This is a genomic window from Gemmatimonadota bacterium (assembly GCA_039715185.1).
Lineage (GTDB): Bacteria > Gemmatimonadota > Gemmatimonadetes > Longimicrobiales > RSA9 > DATHRK01.
In genome coordinates, this window is the sequence record JBDLIA010000007.1 from 35,613 (window position 1) to 52,801 (window position 17,189).

A 17,189-nucleotide genomic window follows, 5' to 3' on the forward strand; every position below is an offset into this window, starting at 1 on the left:
CTGCTGCGATTCGGACATACACCTCGGGAGATCCATGTCGCATCGCTCGTTGCCGATCCTCGGCTCCGCATCCCGCGTGCTCTCCGCCGCCGCCATCTTGCTGGCCACGTCGGTCTCCGGGCTGGACGCACAGCACGTCGAAGAGGGCCCGGTCACCATCGACGGCCTGGGCACCCTACACTTCCCGACCTCTGGGTCCCCCCACGCGCGCGGGCACTTCCTGCGGGGGGTGCTGCTCATGCACAGCTTCGAATACGAGGACGCGGCGGAGGCATTCCGCCTGGCGCAGGAGGCCGACCCGAGCATGGCCATGGCGTACTGGGGCGAGGCGATGACGCACACGCACCCGGTCTGGAACGAACAGGACGTGGACGCCGCCCGAGAGGCTCTGGGCCGGCTCGCGCCGAGCGCGGAGGAAAGGCTCGCCGCGGCGGCCGACGCCCGCGAGAGGGCGTGGCTGGAGACGGTCGAGACTCTGTACGGCGAGGGCGAGAAGGCAGCCCGAGACACCGCCTTCAGCCTGGCGATGGGCGCGCTGGCCGACGCCTACCCCGACGACTTCGAGGCACAGGCGTTCTACGCGCTGTCGCTGCTCGGGCTGAGCCAAGGTGCCCGTGTAGTACCCACTTACATGCGCGCCGGCGCGATCGCCCTCGAGCTCCTCGAGAAGAACGGCGATCACCCCGGCGCCGCGCACTACGTGATCCACTCCTTCGACGACCCCGCCCACGCGCCCATCGGCCTGCGCGCCGCGCGCGCCTACTCGCGCATCGCCCCGAACGCGGGCCACGCGCAGCACATGACCAGCCACATCTTCCTGGCGAGCGGCATGTGGGGGGACGTCGTGGCCGCCAACGAGCGGGCCATGGCGGTGGTCAACGCGGACCTCGCGGCCCGCGACCTGCCGCCCTCGAGCTGCGGCCACTACAACATCTGGTTGGCGTACGGCTACCAGCAGCAGGGCCGCCTGACGGACGCGGAGACGCTGGTCGGCGGGTGCCTGGAGAACAGCGGGGACGAGCGCCTGTCCGAAGACCGGCGCGCCAGAAACGGGCGCTCGTTCGCCATCATGCGGACGTTCTATCTAACGGACGCGGAGGCCGCCGCGGGCTTCCCGGCCGACGCCGAACTGCCCGCACGGGCCGAGGGCCTGGCCGGCGCCATGTACGCCTTCGGCACCGGCCTGGCGGCTGCACGCCGGGGCGACATCGACGCGCTGCGGGCGGCGCTGGACGCGGTGTCGTCCGCGGGTGCGGACATCGCCGACTGGACGTCCGGCTACCGGCCGATCTGGAAGAGCACGCTCGAGGCGCTCGCGTACGAGCTCGACGGCGACCTGGACGCGGCCATAGCGGTCGCGGAGCGCGGCGCGGACACCGAAGCGGCGATGCCGATCGACTTCGGGCCTCCATACTCGTTCAAGCCCCCCAGGGAGCTGGAGGGCGAACTGCTGCTCCGGGCGGGTCGCTCCGAGGAGGCCCTGGCGGCCTTCGAACTGGCGCTCGGCCGCACCCCCAAGCGGGCGGCTGCGCTGCGCGGGTACGAGGCCGCGGCGGCGGCCGCAGGGCTGATCGCGCGGGCCGAGTGGGCACGCGCGACGCTCGACGAGATCACCGCCGAGGATGAGGAATAGAGGGCGCGTTTCCGCGGAAACGTCCCGGCGTGTTTTCGGCCGATCCACGTTTCCGCGGAGACATCCAAACATGAGCGCGCCCGGAATGCGTTTCCGCGGAAACGTCGGCGCGTGAGCTCGCCCGCCTTCATCGACGGCGACGAGGTCCGCCGCCGCCTGCCCATGGCCGCCGCCATCGACCTGATGGCCACCACCCTGCGCGCGTTCTCCGAGGGCCGCGCGGTGCAGCCGCCGCGCGGCTTCTTCCGAGTCCCCGACGGCTCCGGGGTGGTCGGCCTCATGCCCGCGTTCGTGCCCGACCCCGACGTGGTCGGCGTGAAGGTGATCTCAGCCTTCCACGGCGCCGACCCCGCGCACGACGGCGCGGTGCTGCTGTTCGACATGGCGGGCCGGCTGATCGGCGTGGTGGACGCCATCGCCGTCACCGAGATCCGCACGGCGGCCGTCTCGGGGCTAGCGACCCGGCTACTCGCGCGCGAAGACGCCGGTGATCTGGCGATTCTGGGCAGCGGAGTGCAGGCCCGTTCGCACCTGGAGGCAATGCTGGCCGTGCGAGACGTGCGGCGCGTGCGCGTGTGGAGCCGCCGCGCCGAAAGGGCGCGCACCTTTGCCGAGTGGGCGGGCCAGGCGCACGGCGTCGCGGTGGAGCCAGTCGCGTCCGCCGAGGACGCCGCCCGCGAAGCCGACATCCTGTGCACCGTCACGTCATCGCCCGAGCCCGTGCTCCTGGGCGAGTGGGTCTCGCCCGGCGCGCACGTGAACGCCGTGGGCGCTTTCAGCGCCGCGACCCGCGAGGTGGACACAGCGCTGGTCGCCGGGTCCGCGTTCTACGTGGACTCGCGGGAATCGGCCGATCTGCAGGCCGGCGACTGGCTGCTGGCGCAGGAGGAGGCCGGGCTCGACGCGAGCCACATCCGGGCGGAGTTGGGGGAGGTGGTGGCGGGGGCACAGGGGCGATCGCGCGACGACGAGATCACGGTGTTCAAGTCGCTGGGGCTAGGGGTGGAGGACGCGGCGGCGGGGCGCGCCGTGCTTGCCCGCGACGCCTAGCCTAGCCTACCCCCGCTCCTCCGCGTCCACCACCCGCCCCACCTCCGCCACCATCTCCGGCAGCGCGTCCACATCCTCGGCCGACGTGTTGTAGTTGACTATGCAGGATCGAAGCAGGAATGTGCCGTTTGTCCGCGCCAACGACACGAACGCTTTCCCCTCCCGGTCCATGCGGTCCATCACCTTCTCGTTCAGGGAGTCGAGGTATGCCTCTGCCTCCCCGTCGCCGCGACGATCCCGGAGGTCGATGGGAACGTATCGGAACGTGTTGATGCTCAGACTCTGGGTGAACGGCTCGATCTCGGGGTGATCAGACAGACGCTGGTGCATCCGACGGGACAAGGCGCAGTCCTCACCGATCATGCGTTGGAACCCGGAGCGCCCGACCTGGCGGAGCGCCAGCCAGACCTTGAGCGCCCGAAAGCCGCGCGAGTTCTGGAGTCCCAGGTCCACGTAATTGGTGGCCTCGACGCCGAAGTAGAAGTAGGGCGGATGGTACGCGAATGCCCTTTCGAGAGCCCCCCTGTCTCGGACCAGGACGCAGCCCGCTTCCAGCGGAGCGTACAGCCATTTGTGCGGATCGATCGCGATCGAATCGGCCAAACCAATAGCAGCGAGGCGGGGGTCCACGTCGGGGACACAAGCGGCGAAACCGCCGTAAGCGCCGTCGGCGTGGAACCACACGTCCCTCTCCCGACAGACCTCGGCGATCGCGGGCAGGTCATCGACCATGCCGAAGCCCACGCTGCCCGATGTGCCGACCACGAGCATCGGCAGGTCACCGGCGTCGATATCGCGATCAACCGCATCCCGTAGCGCCCCGACGTCCATCCGCCGCTCCGCATCGGTCCCGATCCAACGAATTGAATCGGTGCCCAAACCGAACAGGTCGGCCGCCTTCTCGATCCAAGTGTGCGTGTCGGCTGACCCGTATACCCGAAGCTGTCGAGCGTCGGACGCGGCAAGACCGTGCTCCCGAACCGGCCAGTCCGCGACCGCCGCCCGGGCGGCCAGGAAGGCCGTCAGGTTGGCCATGTTGCCACCACTTACCAGCAGCCCGCTACCGTCTGGGGGGTAGCCGATCAGCTCCGCCAACCAGCGTACGGTCTGCGCTTCGATCTCGGCGGCCACCGGGGACAGGATCCAGGCCCCGCAGTTGGCGTTCATCCCGGCCGCGAGGAAGTCCCCCAGGATTCCGATCGGCGCCGCCGGGGCCGTTATATAGCCGAAGAATCGGGGATGGGCGTTGAAGAGCGAATGGTCCATCAGGAGGCCCGTCGCTTCACGCAAAAGCTCCTCGGCCGACTCTCCTCGCTCGGGCAGGCCCGCCTCCGAGTTCAGCAGGGCTCTGATTTCTTCCGGTCCTTCGCCCGGCGTCACAGGACGCTCGCGCAATTCGTCGAAGAATTCGGCGAGCCTCTCAACCAGCTCGTGCCCCGCTCTTCGGAATTCGTCGCCCGTCATGGCGATGTCCGCGCGGCGTCTCTCGGGCGCCTCCACTTCCAGCGTCGGTTCCATTACCTGAGTCCCTCGAAGAGGTCGGTCTCACGCGCGCGCCCGCCGTTGACCAGCGAGTAGACGCGGTAGAATTCCTGTAGGCCCCAGAGCGCGTGCTGGTGCTCCTCGCCCAGCTCGCCCAGCGCCGCGTAGATCCGGATCTGCGACTGGTGGCACTGGACCGCGCTCCAGACCGTCTCCCAGTGCTCGCGGGCGTCTACGTGCGTCGTCAGCATCCACTCCGGCCACGGCTGCACCTGCCGCTCCACTCCGTCGACCTTGCTGACCAGCTTCTTGAAGGCCGCTTGGTACGCGTCCCAGTGGGCCTGCCCCCAGGCCATGTAGTAGAGCTTGGGCGTAGACCAGGGGTCGTGGGCGTCGGCCCCTCCGTCGTCGTAGTCGCCCACCAGCTCCGCGGGCTCGTACGCCCCGTCCGCCGCGGCCACCAGCGCGGCGGTCGTGAACTGGCAGACGCCGATGTGGTCGGGATGCCCGTAAGCGCCGTCCTGCGCGAAGGTCAGCACCACCTGCGGGCGCACGCGTCTCACGTGGGTCACGATGCGCGCCACCGCCTCGGCGGGGTCGGCCTTGTCCAGGTCCGCGTCCAGGTAGTCCAGGAAGCGCACGTCGCCGACGCCCAGCACCTCCGCGGCGGCCCGCTGCTCGGCCTCGCGGATGCGACCCAGCTCCTCTTCGCCGGGGTGCGTCGAGCCGTCGCCGTAGCGGCCCCGCTCTCCCCGCGTCGCTGTGACGACGTGCGTCTCCACTCCTTCGCTGCCGTACTTCGCGAGCGAGCCTCCGACCCCCAGGGTCTCGTCGTCCGGGTGGGCCAGGACTGCGAGTAGTCGTAGCGGTTCTGTCACGTGTGGTCGCCGTCCAGCGGTCGATGAGATGAGGCGTAGCTCGGGGCAGCCCGCCCCGGCCAGTCTACCTAACCGCGCCCGAACTGTCGATCCGCACACCTGGCGCAGGCGCCGGTTGATACGAGCTCGACCGTCGGTTGACAGCGCGCGCGCACGATGGGGCGAGAGGGACGGCACCATTCGGGGAGCCGTCGGGCCGGAAGCGGAGAAAGAGATGTGTGCGCGAAGCGGATGGAACCGTACGAGGGGGCTGGGCGGCGCGGTCGGCGCCTTGGCGGCCCTGACGATGCTGGCGATTCCGACGTCCGGGGCGGGGCAGCAGGCCGGGGGCCGGGCCGGCCCGGTCAGAACCGAGCGTTTCGCCATGACGGCGGCCGCTGGGCCGCTGGAGCTCGAGGTCGACGCAGGATCAGGCGGCGACGAAGGTAGATCGACGGCGCTGATCGCAGGAGCGGCGCTCGCGGCCGGCGCGCTCGGCTGGCTGGTGGGCGCGTACGCGGGGGGCTCGATGACCGAGAGCTCCGGCGACGACGACCTCGCGGTGCTGACGGGGATCGTCGTCGGAGGAGCGGCGGTGTCGATCCCCGCCTCGGCTTTGGCGCCCCACTACGCCTCAGGTCGAAAGGGCGACCTTTGGTGGTCGATCCTGGCCGGATACGGCGTCAGCGCGATAGCGATCGCGGCGTGGAACGAGGGCGGTTGGGTACTGGGGCCGGCGCTGGCGATCCCCATCGCCATCGCGATCGAGACCTGAGCATCGTGTCCCGGGTGCGCGTCCTGGCCGCCCTGGCAACTCTGGCTCTGCCGGCTCCCGGCGCAGGGCAGTCAGGTGGGTCCGTCCTCATGTGCGCCGCGGACGAACTCGCCCGGCCGTTGGCCTGCGCTCCGGTGGATCAATGGTCGGACGTGGCCTCAGCTGTCTCCTCGGAGGGAGCGGCGCCGAGTACTCCGTTGATCCTGCCTCCGGACACGACGGTGTCGTGGGAGCGGGTGTTCGTAGCGGCACTCGGCGTGGGCGTCATCCTGTCCATCCCCACGGGCTATGCGGGTGGCTATCTCGCCGACGCGGTCAGCGAGGACAACTACGCCGGCCTGGTTGGCCTGTTGGTGGGAGGCGCGGTCGGCTTTGGTGCCGGCGGCGCCTTCGGCGCGCACCACGCGTCCGGAGGGAGGGGCAACCTCTGGCGAACGCTCGGCGTCGCCGTAGCCATTACCCTCCTACCGGCGATCCTCGACCCGGAACTGGCAACGGCCGGGGCGCTGATCTCCATTCCGGTTTCGGTGTTGCATGAGATCGGCTAGTCGGACTCAGGGCATCGGGCCATCGGCGGCGGCAACGACCAGAATGGCCGAATCGGTGTAGGCTCGGAGCGACCGGAAGGATCCTGCCCGAATCAGAGGAGCGAACGTGCCCCAAGTGCCCGGAGACCGGGCGACCTGGTTCTCTACCCTCGCCACTTTGAGCCTGGCGGCTGCGGCATTGGCCATCGGACCGGCTCCTGCCAGCGTCCAGCAGGCTGACGAGGGTCGCGGGCCCGCGGTAGAGGTCGAACTCCAGTTCCCACTGGGCCTGGCTCAGCATCCCGACGGCGCGCTTTACGTCTCCGAGCGACGCGCCCACCGCGTCCAGCGCATCGACCTGGAGCGGGGCACCGCGGAGGTCATTGCCGGCACCGGCGAGCGGGGGTTCTCGGGCGATGGGGGGCCGGCGTCCGAGGCCGAGCTCGGCTGCCCGGACAGCATCGACATGGACGGGGCAGGCAACCTGTACATCGCCGATCGCTGCAACGAGCGCATCCGCCGGGTCGACGCCGGCACCGGGATCATCACGACCATCGCGGGGAACGGCGTCCGCGGGACAGCGCCCGATGGGCCGGGCCTCACAATGCCCCTTCAGGGCGTCTACTACGTGCGCGTCTTGAACGATCGCGAGTTGCTGTTTGCCGAGACGGATGCGCACCGGATTCGCGTGCTGGATCTGGAGAGCGGCTTTGTTCGAACAGTCGCCGGCAGCGGCGAAGAAGGCTTCTCGGGCGATGGAGGCGCCGCCGCGGACGCCGCTTTCAGCCGCCCCCACGTGGCCCTGTATACGGCCAACGGTGATCTGCTCATCGGAGATTCCGGCAACCAAAGGATTCGCCGGGTCGACGCGGAGACGGGCGTGATCAGCACCGTCGCGGGATCGGGAGCGCAGGGTGTCGCGGAGGACGGAGCAGCCGCCCTCGAGGCTCCGTTCAGCTACTTCGGCGAGATCCACGAATCAGAGGACGGCGATCTGCTGTTCACCGAGTGGTCGAGCGGGCGCGTGCTGCGCCTGGACCTCGATGCCGGCATCCTGGAGGTGTTGGCCGGGACCAACGACGAAGCGACGCCCTCGGCCGACGGCGGTGTTCCCCTGTCCACCCGCTTCGGGCCTCTGGCCGACCTGGTCATCGACGAGGAGGGGCGACTGCTCGTCGTGGCGGCGAACGAGGGCGCAATTCGGCGAATCGACCTTGCGGCGGGGACCGTCGAGACTCTGGCGGGGCGGCCCAACTCGCGCTGAGCTAGGCCGCCACCGCCGAGTCGAGTCCCATCGCCGCGGCCGGCGCCGGACGCAGGACCGGGTCTAGCGGCGCGCCCTGGGCCAAAGCTGGACCCATTCCTTCCTGGCCGAGGCAGCGTCCGCGGCCAGGCCCATGGCCACCCCGAGGGCGCCCCCGAATGCGATCGAAGAGCCCGCAAAGTCCTCTTCCGAGTCGCTAGACAAAAAGAACGCCGCGCCAACGCCCATCAACAGCCCCGCTCCCAAACCGTAGAGCATGCCGTCGGTGACCGGGTCGGGATGCTTGATTCGCTCCTCCACGAGGCGGATATCCGGCAGCGCGAACCGGGCGGTGCCCAGGCTCACGGTGGAGCTGTCCCGCGAAAGCCTCGGTCGGCCCAAGGCCTCGACCCCGGTGGTCGTCGTCACGCGGAGGAAACGGTCCTGCATTAGGAGGAACGAAGGAGGGCCCTCCGGAGCCGGATCGGGGGTGCCCTCCTGGGCCAGGACAGGCACCGAAAGGGTCAGCGACAGGACGAGCGAGGCGAGGGCGTGCATCGGACGTGGGCGCATGGTTGGGTTGATCGAGTGAATCGGAGCACCTGCGTCGGCGCCGGGAAAGGCGGGTGGTGGACTGCGTACCCAATATAGAACGCCGCGGCTGATTCGAGCCAGGTCGCCGCCGCCGCCCTCCCTCCCTATCTTCCGCGCCGTTCCCGGCGGCGCCCCTCCTGCCAGCGCCACCTGGCAGGCCCGTTCACACCACAGAATTGCCATGAGATTCCACCGCAGCCGTTCACGCCACGATTTCCCGTCCCCGGCCGGGACTCTCTCCACGTCGGCCTGGCTCACGCCGTTCGCGCTGGCCCTGCTGCTGGGCTTCGGCTCGGCCGCCGCGCCGGCGCCCCTCCTCGCTCAGGAGGAAGAGGCGGCTGACACGACCGAGGCCGCCGACACCACCGAGGCGGAGGAAGAGAAATGGACGCCCGACATTGACCTGGGACCGTCCAGCACCCTCGCCTTCACGGTGTCCGAGGGCACGTGGATGAACCTGGACCTGTCGCCCGACGGCCAGAGCATCGTCTTCGACCTGCTGGGGGACCTCTACACGCTGCCCATCGCGGGTGGACAGGCCACGCGCATCACCTCCGGGGCCGCCTACGACATGCATCCGCGCTTTTCGCCGAGCGGCGACCGCATCGTCTTCAGCTCCGACAGGGACGGCTCGCTCAACCTCTGGCTGGTGGACCCGGACGGCGAGAACGAGACGCAGGTCAGCGAGGAGACCGACCGCGAGGTGAACTCCACCGCGTGGTCGGCCGACGGCGACTACGTCTTCACGCGCAAGCACTTCGTGGACACGCGCTCGCTGGGCGCCGGCGAGGTCTGGATGTACCACCGCTCGGGCGGCAAGGGGCTCCAGGTCACCGAGCGCACGAGCTGGCAGAAGGATCAGGGCGAGCCGGCCGCTTCGCCGGACGGGCGCTGGCTGTATTTCAGCCAGGACAACACGCCCGGCCAGAACTTCCAGTACAACAAGGACCCGTACGGCGGCATCTACGCGGTGCGGCGCCGCGACCTGGACACCGGCGAAACGGAAACCGTCACGGGCGGGGCGGGCGGCGCGCACTCGCCGCGCGTGTCCCCGGACGGCCGCTACCTGTCCTTCATCCGCCGCGACCGCTTCGAGACGGTGCTCTACCTGCGCGACCTGGCCACCGGTGAGGAGTGGCCGGTGTTCGACCATCTCGACCGCGACATGCAGGAGATCTGGGCGATCCACGGCGTCTACCCGCAGTACGACTGGACGCCGGGGTCGGACCGCGTCGTGATCTGGGGCGAGGGCAAGATCTGGTCGGTGGACGTGGCCACGGGCGCGTACGCCGAGGTGCCCTTCACGGCCGACGTCGAGCACACCGTACACGAGGGCCTGCGCTTCCCGGTCGAGGTGGCGCCCGAGACCTTCCACGTGAAGATGCTGCGCAACGTGACCACGTCGGCCGACGGCGGGCGGGTGGCCTACGACGCGCTCGGGCGCGTGTACGTAAAGGACATGCCGAGCGGCGCGCCGCGCCGGCTGACCAACGCGGACCGGGTCGAGTTCGACCCGACGCTCAGCCCCGACGGCCGCCGCGTCGCGTTCGCGACGTGGTCCGACGAGTCCGGCGGCCGGATCGTGGTCACGAACGCGAACGGGGGCAGCGAGCGCACGGTCGTGTCCGAGCGCGGGCACTACACCGAGCCCGCGTGGTCCCCGGACGGCCGCTCGCTGGTTTACCGCAAGGCCGGGGGTGACAGCCGGCGCGGACCCACGCACGGCGAGGACACGGGCATTTACGTGGTGCCCGCCGACGGCGGCGCCGCGCCGAGCAAGGTGCGCGACGACGGCTCCGAGCCCTCGTTCGACCACACCGGCCAGCGCATCTACGTGGCGGCCTTCAGCGACGGCGACCGGCAGCTCGTCTCGACCGACCTGAACGGCGCCGACGAGGTCGTCCACTTCGAGTCGGACAACGCCACCCAGATCGTGCCGTCGCCGGACGGCCGCTGGGTGGCGTTCACGGAGCGCTACAAGGCGTACGTGGCGGCGTTCCCGCGCACCGGCCGCACGGTGACCCTCGGCCCCAAGGTGAGCGCCTTCCCGGTCGCGCAGATCAGCCGCGACGCGGGCATCGACCTGCACTGGAGCGGCGACGGCTCGGCGGTCAACTGGTCGCTCGGGCCCGAGTACTTCACGCGCGCGCTGGACCGCAGCTTCGCGTTCCTGATGGACGCCGTGGACGACGAGGATGCGGAGGACGACGAGGACGCGGAGGAGGGCGAGGATCCGAAGGCCGATGACCCGATCGAAACCGGCACGGACATCTCCTTCGACGCGCAAACCGACATCCCGAGCGGCACGGTGGCGTTCACGGGCGCGCGCATAATCACCATGGCGGGGGTCGGTTGGGACGGCGGAGTGGCCGGTGGTCTGCGCACGATGATGCCGATTCCCACGGTGATCGAGGACGGCACGATCGTCGTGGAGCGCAACCGCATCGTGAGCGTCGGCGCGGCCGACTCCGTCGAGGTGCCCGCCGGCGCGCACGTGGTGGACGCGTCCGGCAAGACCATCATGCCGGGGCTGATCGACGTGCACGCGCACGTGGGCAGCGAGGGCAGCGGCATCCTGGCCGAGCAGGCCTGGCCGCTGATGGCCAACCTGGCGTTCGGCGTCACGACCTCGCACGACCCGTCCAACAACACCGAGATGGTCTTCACCAACTCGGAGCTGGGGAAGGCGGGCATGAAGCTGGGCCCGCGCCTCTACTCCACCGGGACCATCCTCTACGGCGCGGAGACGGCGTTCAAGACGGTGGTGAGCAGCTTCGAGGACGCGCAGGCGCACATGCGGCGCATGAAGGCCGTGGGCGCGTTCAGCGTGAAGAGCTACAACCAGCGCCGCCGCGACGCCCGCCAGTGGATCCTGAAGGCCGCGCGCGAGCTGGAGATGATGGTCGTGCCGGAGGGTGGAGCTCTGCTGTTCAACAACATGAGCATGATCCTGGACGGCCATACCAGCGTCGAGCACTCGCTGCCCACCGGCGAGATCTACGAGGACGTGGAGCGCCTGTTCTCGGAGTCCGCCACCGCCTACGTGCCCACGCTGATCGTCGGCTACGGCGGCCTGTGGGGCGAGAACTACTGGTACGAGCGCACCAACGTTTGGGAGGACGAGCACCTGCTCTCGTTCACCCCGCGGGGGATCATCGACGGCCGCTCGCGCCGGCGCGTGAAGGCCGCGGGCGACGGCGACTTCAACCACATCGAGCTGTCCGAGGACGCGGGCGACATCGTCGGCCAGGGCGGGCTGGTGGCGCTGGGCGCGCACGGCCAGGTCCAGGGCCTCGGCGCGCACTGGGAGCTCTGGAACATGGCGTTGGGCGGCATGTCCAACATGGACGCGCTCGCGGTCGGCACCATAAACGGCGCGCGCATGCTGGGCCTGGACGCCGACATCGGCACGCTGGAGCCCGGCAAGCTGGCGGACCTGGTCGTGCTGAGCGCAAACCCGCTGGACGACATCCAGAACTCCCGGACGGTGGAGCTGGTTATGCTGAACGGCCGGCTCTACGACGCGGCGACGCTGGAGGAGATCGGCAACCACTCATCGCCTGCGCCGGTGATGCACTGGACGCGCGGGAAGGATTTGCGGCAGTAGGGGGATCGCCGCCTGCACGACAACCGACGGGGCGTCCATAGTGGCGCCCCGTTCTCTTTGGAGCGCACGGCTTTGATCCTTGACATGAACCTGAATTCATGTTTAGATAATATCATGTTTGCGAAATCGAATGACCGGAGCGGCCTCCTGCCGCCGCTACAGCGCCGGAGCGCCAAGAAGCTCGCCGACATCCTGGCCGCCACCATCGAGCTACTCGAGGAACGGTCTCTCGAGGAGATAGGCGTCGCCGACATCGCGAGGCGGGCAGGGGTGTCCGTCGGCACCATCTACACGCGTTTCACCGACAAAGAGGCGCTGCTCTCGTTCCTCATTGTTCAGCTGCTTAGCAAGCAGGTCGAGGGCTTCCGGGCTCTGTTCGACCCGCGGGAGTGGACTGGCGTGGCGCTTGACGCACGGGTGCTCCACTTCGCGCACCTTGTAGTCGCGTCGGTCCAGCTCCAGCCGGGCTTGCAGCGCGCGATACTACTTCGGGCTCTGGGCGCGGCGCGGGATAGGGGGCCGGAGGAGGAACGCCTCCAGGGCGAGGCGCTCGACATCGCCGCGGCCTGGCTGCTCGAGTGCAGAGCGGAGATGCGCGTCTCTCACCCCGAGAAGTCGGCACCTCTGGCGATCTCCCTCGCGATGTCCCTCGTGCAGAGCCGCCTGCTGTTCGGCGATGCCGGCGACGGCGCCGACCCGGACTCCCTACCTGAAGAGATCGCCCGGATGATGTTGGCATACCTGACGTGCGAAGCTCCTCTTCCCGAAGAACGTCCACAGCTTGGCTGGCCGGGCGCGGGCTTCTCGGAGTTTCCGGAGCTCGACGCCAATGAATAGGCCCGTAACCAACGGCGAGGTTGTTGCGGAGGCCGCGCTGGTCCTCGCCGTGATCCTGGGGGGAAGCGCCCTCTCCGCGTGGACCGGGTCGATCGGCTTCGGCGTGACCGCCGTGGTGCTCGCCCTTCTGCTCGCGACCTACCTCCTGCGGCGCTCCGGAGAGTCGTGGCGCGACATGGGGCTGCGCCGGCCATCGGGGTGGGGGAAGGCAATCCTGGCCGCTGTGCTGACGTACATCGCCATGGCCGCTACCGTCGGCGTCGCCGTTCCACTCGCGCTGTCCGCCTTCGGCCTCGATGGCCCGACGCTAAGCCAGTTCGCCGGGCTCGAAGGCAACCTGCCCCTGCTCCTGTTCTTCCTCGGCCCGATCGCCTGGGGCACCGCGGCGTTCGGAGAGGAGATGGTCGTGCGGGGATTCCTGCTCGACCGACTCTCCATCGTGTTCGCGCGCGAACACAGGGCTTGGGGCGTGGCGGTCGCCGTACAGGCGATCCTGTTCGGCCTGGCCCACGCCTACCAGGGGGTTTCCGGCGTCGTCACGACCGCGACGCTGGGCCTCGTGCTCGGGATCGCCTACCTCAAAGTCGGGCGCAACCTCTGGCCGGTCATCATCGCCCACGGGGTCGCGGATACGGTGTCACTAATCGCGATCTACCTGGGCGCACTACCAACAAGCTGAGTGTTGAGGAGCCTCCGATGACCTTCGCGGCTGCGTTCGTTCCGGGAACCGTTTTCGGGGCCGCCCTGGTGGGGTACGGCGTGTTCTTCCGCCGCGCTGGGATCGGCTTCCAACACCCGGCCGCCCTGGTCTTCTACGGACTGGCCGCCCTGTCGGGCGGGCTGCCGGCCTGGCTGGCGGCGGGGTCGGGCTCCGTGGGCTTCCTCCGGGCGCTTCTCCCCGGAGTCCTGTCCAGCGCTCTTGCCGCGCTCGTGTACGCCCTCTTCGTGTACGTGTACAACGCGCACATCGACGACGGGCTGCTCCACGAGGTGCGCGCCCACGGACTGGAGAAACGCAGGAGCCAGGGGTCGCTGGACGCGAACGCCGAGGCGCGCCTCACGCGACTCACGCAGCCAGCGCCGTTCGCTGCGTCGGTGTTCGTGAGCCTCACGGCCGCCGGAGCGCTTGCCAGCCTTCTGTCGGCGCTGCTCCTGCGCTGGACGGCGTAGTCGCCCGGCGTCGGACCGCAGGGTCATCCTGAACGGCCGGCTCTACGCCGCCCCGACGCTGGAGGAGATCGGCAACCATTCGTCTCCGGCGCCTGTCAGGTAGTGGAAGCGAAGGAGCGCTTTGACGGCAGGAGGACAACCCTTTGTCGAGAATAAGCCGAGCACGGACCCTCTCCCTCGGGGCGTTCCCGGGCCTGCTGGCCGTCGGCGCGTGCGCCCAGGCTGAGGCGCCGGCGGTCGAAACGGACCGCGTTGCCTCCGCCAGCTTCTCTACGGGCAGCGTCGCCTACTACGTACCGGCGGTTCCGCGGGATGTCCTCGTGTTGGTGCACGGCTACCCGTGGCCCGATGACTCGCGGTCGTCCGATCAGCTCATCGAGCACGCCGAGTCGTATGTCGAGCGCTGGCAGCCGTTCGCGGCCCGGGAGCGGTTCGTCCTGGTGGCGCCGGCGTTCGGCTCTGGGGATTTCGCCGGGTACAGGCAGCTGTTCGGCCGGCGGGTGGACGCCGACGAATTCGTGAACCTGGTCGTCGACTCGATAGGCGGGAGGTTCGTAGCCGATTTCGATGGTCGATTCTATCTATACGGGCACTCGGCGGGAGGGCAGTTCGCGAGTCGATACGTCGTGGCTCGCCCACACCGATTGAAAGGCGCGCTTCTGAGCGCTCCCTCGACCTATCCGTTCCCGGACACCACGGTACAGTGGCCGTACGGCACGGCGCCCGTGATTCGCACCGAGGAGTTCAGCGGGGGCCCGCAGACCGGGAAGGACCCGGCGAGGAGCGCTGGAACCAGCTACCGACCCGACCCCGAGCGGTGGGTCGCAGCGGCGGCCGGGGTTCCTATCGGTGTCGTCGTGGGAAGCGCCGACATCGAGCCGAGGACCGAGCGTAGAAGTCAGCCGGGCCTCACGCGCGTCGAACGCGCCCGCGCCTGGGTCGACACGATGAGAGCGCTGGCGCTCTCCGTCGACGCGGAGCCCGTCCTCCTGCTGAGATTGGTCGATGGTATCGCCCATGACCCCGTGGCGCTGACCGAATCATCGCAGGATCTGCTTCTGGAACTGATAGAGGCCAACCGGTAGGGTCGCGACTCGACCTCAATTCCGTACAAACGCAATCGGGTGCAAGACGGGCGCCCGGGCCGGGTGCAGGTTACTGGGACCGGGCGCTTCGCCTTCGAGAGTCACTCGCCCGGCGCGTCGCTGCCTTTTTAGAGGGTCGGCGGCCCGACTCGACAACCACGTTTGCCGAGATGAATCGACAGATCCTTACTTCGTACGCGCTCGCCGCCACCGCGCTCGCGCTGTCCATCGCCCTCTCCCCACGGCCCCTGGCCGCCCAGGCGTCGACCGGAGCCGCGATCGACACGCTGCACGGCGTGGAAGTCGTGGACGAGTTCCGCTGGCTGGAGGACCTGGACGACCCCGCCGTTCGCGAGTGGGCCCAACTCCGGGACGGGCTGGCTCGCTCGTTCACCGCGCGCAACCCGCGCAGGTCGGAGTTCCGCAGCGCGATAGCCGACGTCGGCAGCCGGCAGGTCACGGCGCCCCCGTACCGGCGCGGCGGCCGCCTGCTCTACGCGCGCTTCGACCCGACCGGCCCGGACCGCACCGTGTCGATATTCGCGCGCCCCGCGGCCGGCGGCGCGGAGCGAGAGCTGGTGAACGGACCCGCCTTCCGCGCGGCTACGGGGGAGACCCCGCTGCGCTTCAGCCCCAGCCCGGACGGAAGCCTGATCGCGGTAGGCAGCGCGGAGGCGGGCTCGGCCTGGGAAAACCTCCGCGTCCTGGACGTGGCCAACGGCGCTGTGGGGGAGGTCGAGCTGCGCGACGTGCACGCCACGCTCTCGGTTGTAGTGTGGTCGGCCGACTCGCGGGGTTTCTACTACCAGGCCTACGACCGGGATCCCGACGGCGGCTCGGTCAGCAGGCCCAGGGTCGTGTACCACAGCGTCGACAGCCCGCAGTCCGCCGATGTCGAGGTATACGCGCCCGGAGTGGGCGACGTCTTTCTCAGCCTGGCATCATCCCCCGAGGCCTCTTTCCTGGTGATCGGCCAGCGCGAGGGCTCGGCGTCGAACAACGACCTCCTGGTCCACCCGCTGGACGACCCGACCGGGGAGACGACACGGCTCTCCGGCGCGCCCGAGGCCAGCTATATCTACGCCGGCTCGATCGGCTCGCGGGCGTGGTTCCGCACCGATCACGACGCGCCCAACGGCAAGGTCGTGGCGTTCGACCTGGAGCGCCCGCGCAGCGGCTACGTGGAGGTGGTCCCCGAGGCCGAGGAGTCGATCAGCACCTGGTTCGGCTTCGCGCCGGTGGGGGCCGTGGTCACGGGCGAACGCCTGCTCGTGACCTACGCTGCCATGGGCCGGATCGTCCCGCGGCTTTTCTCGCTGGATGGGGAGCCCGTGATGGACGTGGCGCTGCCCTACGAGGGCTCGGTCTGGTCGGGCTGGGTGGGCAGGGAGGCCGACGGCGTCGTCTACTACTCGCTCAGCGGCCTGGTCGACCCCGGCACCATCTATGGCCTGGACCTGCGGACCGGTGAGTCGGAGGTCTTCGAGGCGCCGGACCTGCCCTACGACCTGGACGGAATCGCGACCGAGTACGTGCGCATCCCCGCGCGCGACGGCGCCGAGGTGCCCGCGTTCGTGGTGCGCAGAAAGGACACGCCGCTCGACGGCAGCGCCCCGCTCATCCTGTACGGCTACGGCTTCGCCGGCTGGAACGCGGCGCCCTACTTCTACCCGCTCATGGCGTCGTTCGTGGACCGCGGCGGCGTCTGGGTGGTGGCCGTGGTGCGCGGTGACGGCGGCTTCGGCACGGCTTGGCACACCGCCGGGCGCCGGCGCAACAAGCCGACCGGGATAGGCGACTACGTGGACGTCACGCGCTGGCTGATCGATCGCGGCTACACCAGCGCCGACCGCATGATCGCCAACGGCAGCAGCGCGGGCGGGCCGCTGGTCTCGGCGGCGGTCACCTCCAACCCAGACCTCTACCGGGCGATGATCCTGGACTACCCGCTCGTGGATGTGCTGCGATACGACCGCTTCAGCGTCGCCTCCGCCTGGGTCGCCGAGTACGGGACCGCGAGCGATCCAGCCGACTTCGAGGTGCTGCGCTCCTACTCTGCGCTGCACAACCTGGAGGACGGACGCTGCTACCCCGCCACCTTCCTGGCGCCGGGAGAAAACGACGGCCGAACGCCGCCGCTGCACGCGTACAAGCTCGCTGCCGCGCTCGAGACGCGAGCCTGCGACGCACCTGTGTTGCTGCGCACCTCGTGGGGCGCCGGGCACGCCTCGGGGGCGGACCTGGAGCGCTCGATCGCCAACTGGGCGGACCAACTCGCGTTCCTGGACTCGGTGCTGCCCGAGGGGGCGCTGCGCTAGCGCGGCCCACG

At 69.7% G+C, this 17,189-nt stretch carries 14 protein-coding genes; 11 read left to right on the plus strand and 3 right to left on the minus strand.

Annotation, left to right across the window (positions count from 1 at the left end):
* The first annotated feature begins 34 nt into the window (after positions 1-34).
* Positions 35-1,633, plus strand: a complete 1,599-nt coding sequence (locus ABFS34_02580) for a hypothetical protein (GenBank protein ID MEN8374316.1) — start codon at positions 35-37, stop codon at positions 1,631-1,633.
* Positions 1,634-1,744: 111 nt separating this feature from the next.
* On the plus strand, positions 1,745-2,683 hold the full coding sequence (locus tag ABFS34_02585) for an ornithine cyclodeaminase family protein (GenBank protein MEN8374317.1): 939 nt from the start codon (positions 1,745-1,747) through the stop codon (positions 2,681-2,683).
* Between the two features lie 6 nt (positions 2,684-2,689).
* On the opposite strand, the gene ABFS34_02590 is transcribed toward ABFS34_02585, so the two are convergent.
* Both ABFS34_02590 and ABFS34_02595 read right to left on the minus strand, forming a co-directional pair.
* Positions 2,690-4,201, minus strand: a complete 1,512-nt coding sequence (locus ABFS34_02590; GenBank protein MEN8374318.1) for an aspartate aminotransferase family protein — start codon at positions 4,199-4,201, stop codon at positions 2,690-2,692.
* Positions 4,201-5,043 carry a PIG-L deacetylase family protein gene (locus ABFS34_02595; GenBank protein ID MEN8374319.1) on the minus strand — a complete coding sequence of 281 codons (843 nt, stop codon included), beginning with the start codon at positions 5,041-5,043 and terminating at the stop codon, positions 4,201-4,203. The genes ABFS34_02590 and ABFS34_02595 overlap by 1 nt, the downstream gene beginning before the upstream one ends.
* 286 nt (positions 5,044-5,329) lie before the next feature.
* Here ABFS34_02595 and ABFS34_02600 point away from each other — a divergent pair, with 286 nt between their 5' ends.
* The 3 genes from ABFS34_02600 to ABFS34_02610 all read left to right on the plus strand — a co-directional run bounded on the left by ABFS34_02600 (position 5,330) and on the right by ABFS34_02610 (position 7,588).
* Entirely contained in the window at positions 5,330-5,797 is a 468-nt protein-coding gene (locus ABFS34_02600; protein ID MEN8374320.1) for a hypothetical protein, read from the plus strand.
* 197 nt (positions 5,798-5,994) lie between these two features.
* Positions 5,995-6,345: a hypothetical protein gene (locus ABFS34_02605; protein ID MEN8374321.1), complete on the plus strand. Its 351-nt coding sequence runs from the start codon at positions 5,995-5,997 to the stop codon at positions 6,343-6,345.
* A gap of 106 nt (positions 6,346-6,451) precedes the next feature.
* Positions 6,452-7,588, plus strand: coding sequence for a hypothetical protein (locus ABFS34_02610; GenBank protein MEN8374322.1), 1,137 nt, complete (start codon positions 6,452-6,454; stop codon positions 7,586-7,588).
* Positions 7,589-7,651: 63 nt separating this feature from the next.
* Here the strand turns inward: ABFS34_02610 and ABFS34_02615 are convergent, their stop codons facing one another.
* Positions 7,652-8,140 (minus strand): hypothetical protein, encoded by a 489-nt coding sequence (locus ABFS34_02615; protein MEN8374323.1) that lies wholly within the window; start codon positions 8,138-8,140, stop codon positions 7,652-7,654.
* Between the two features lie 202 nt (positions 8,141-8,342).
* Here ABFS34_02615 and ABFS34_02620 point away from each other — a divergent pair, with 202 nt between their 5' ends.
* From ABFS34_02620 to ABFS34_02645, 6 genes are all read left to right on the plus strand, one after another.
* Positions 8,343-11,768: an amidohydrolase family protein gene (locus tag ABFS34_02620; protein MEN8374324.1), complete on the plus strand. Its 3,426-nt coding sequence runs from the start codon at positions 8,343-8,345 to the stop codon at positions 11,766-11,768.
* Positions 11,769-11,882: 114 nt separating this feature from the next.
* Positions 11,883-12,605, plus strand: coding sequence for a TetR/AcrR family transcriptional regulator (locus ABFS34_02625; protein ID MEN8374325.1), 723 nt, complete (start codon positions 11,883-11,885; stop codon positions 12,603-12,605).
* Positions 12,598-13,284, plus strand: coding sequence for a type II CAAX endopeptidase family protein (locus ABFS34_02630; protein MEN8374326.1), 687 nt, complete (start codon positions 12,598-12,600; stop codon positions 13,282-13,284). The genes ABFS34_02625 and ABFS34_02630 overlap by 8 nt, the downstream gene beginning before the upstream one ends.
* Positions 13,285-13,301: 17 nt before the next feature.
* Entirely contained in the window at positions 13,302-13,775 is a 474-nt protein-coding gene (locus ABFS34_02635; protein MEN8374327.1) for a DUF4199 family protein, read from the plus strand.
* Between the two features lie 143 nt (positions 13,776-13,918).
* Positions 13,919-14,860, plus strand: a complete 942-nt coding sequence (locus tag ABFS34_02640; protein MEN8374328.1) for an alpha/beta hydrolase — start codon at positions 13,919-13,921, stop codon at positions 14,858-14,860.
* Between the two features lie 170 nt (positions 14,861-15,030).
* Positions 15,031-17,178 (plus strand): prolyl oligopeptidase family serine peptidase, encoded by a 2,148-nt coding sequence (locus ABFS34_02645; protein MEN8374329.1) that lies wholly within the window; start codon positions 15,031-15,033, stop codon positions 17,176-17,178.
* Positions 17,179-17,189 lie beyond the last annotated feature (11 nt).

Excerpts from the sequence above, each read along its gene's own strand:
- ABFS34_02620 (MEN8374324.1), top strand. The coding sequence starts at position 8,343 with ATGAGATTCCACCGCAGCCGTTCACGCCACGATTTCCCGTCCCCGGCC.
- ABFS34_02590 (MEN8374318.1), bottom strand. The coding sequence starts at position 4,201 with ATGGAACCGACGCTGGAAGTGGAGGCGCCCGAGAGACGCCGCGCGGAC.
- ABFS34_02625 (MEN8374325.1), top strand. The coding sequence starts at position 11,883 with ATGTTTGCGAAATCGAATGACCGGAGCGGCCTCCTGCCGCCGCTACAG.
- ABFS34_02600 (MEN8374320.1), top strand. The coding sequence starts at position 5,330 with ATGCTGGCGATTCCGACGTCCGGGGCGGGGCAGCAGGCCGGGGGCCGG.
- ABFS34_02630 (MEN8374326.1), top strand. The coding sequence starts at position 12,598 with ATGAATAGGCCCGTAACCAACGGCGAGGTTGTTGCGGAGGCCGCGCTG.
- ABFS34_02580 (MEN8374316.1), top strand. The coding sequence starts at position 35 with ATGTCGCATCGCTCGTTGCCGATCCTCGGCTCCGCATCCCGCGTGCTC.
- ABFS34_02645 (MEN8374329.1), top strand. The coding sequence starts at position 15,031 with ATGAATCGACAGATCCTTACTTCGTACGCGCTCGCCGCCACCGCGCTC.
- ABFS34_02615 (MEN8374323.1), bottom strand. The coding sequence starts at position 8,140 with ATGCGCCCACGTCCGATGCACGCCCTCGCCTCGCTCGTCCTGTCGCTG.
- ABFS34_02635 (MEN8374327.1), top strand. The coding sequence starts at position 13,302 with ATGACCTTCGCGGCTGCGTTCGTTCCGGGAACCGTTTTCGGGGCCGCC.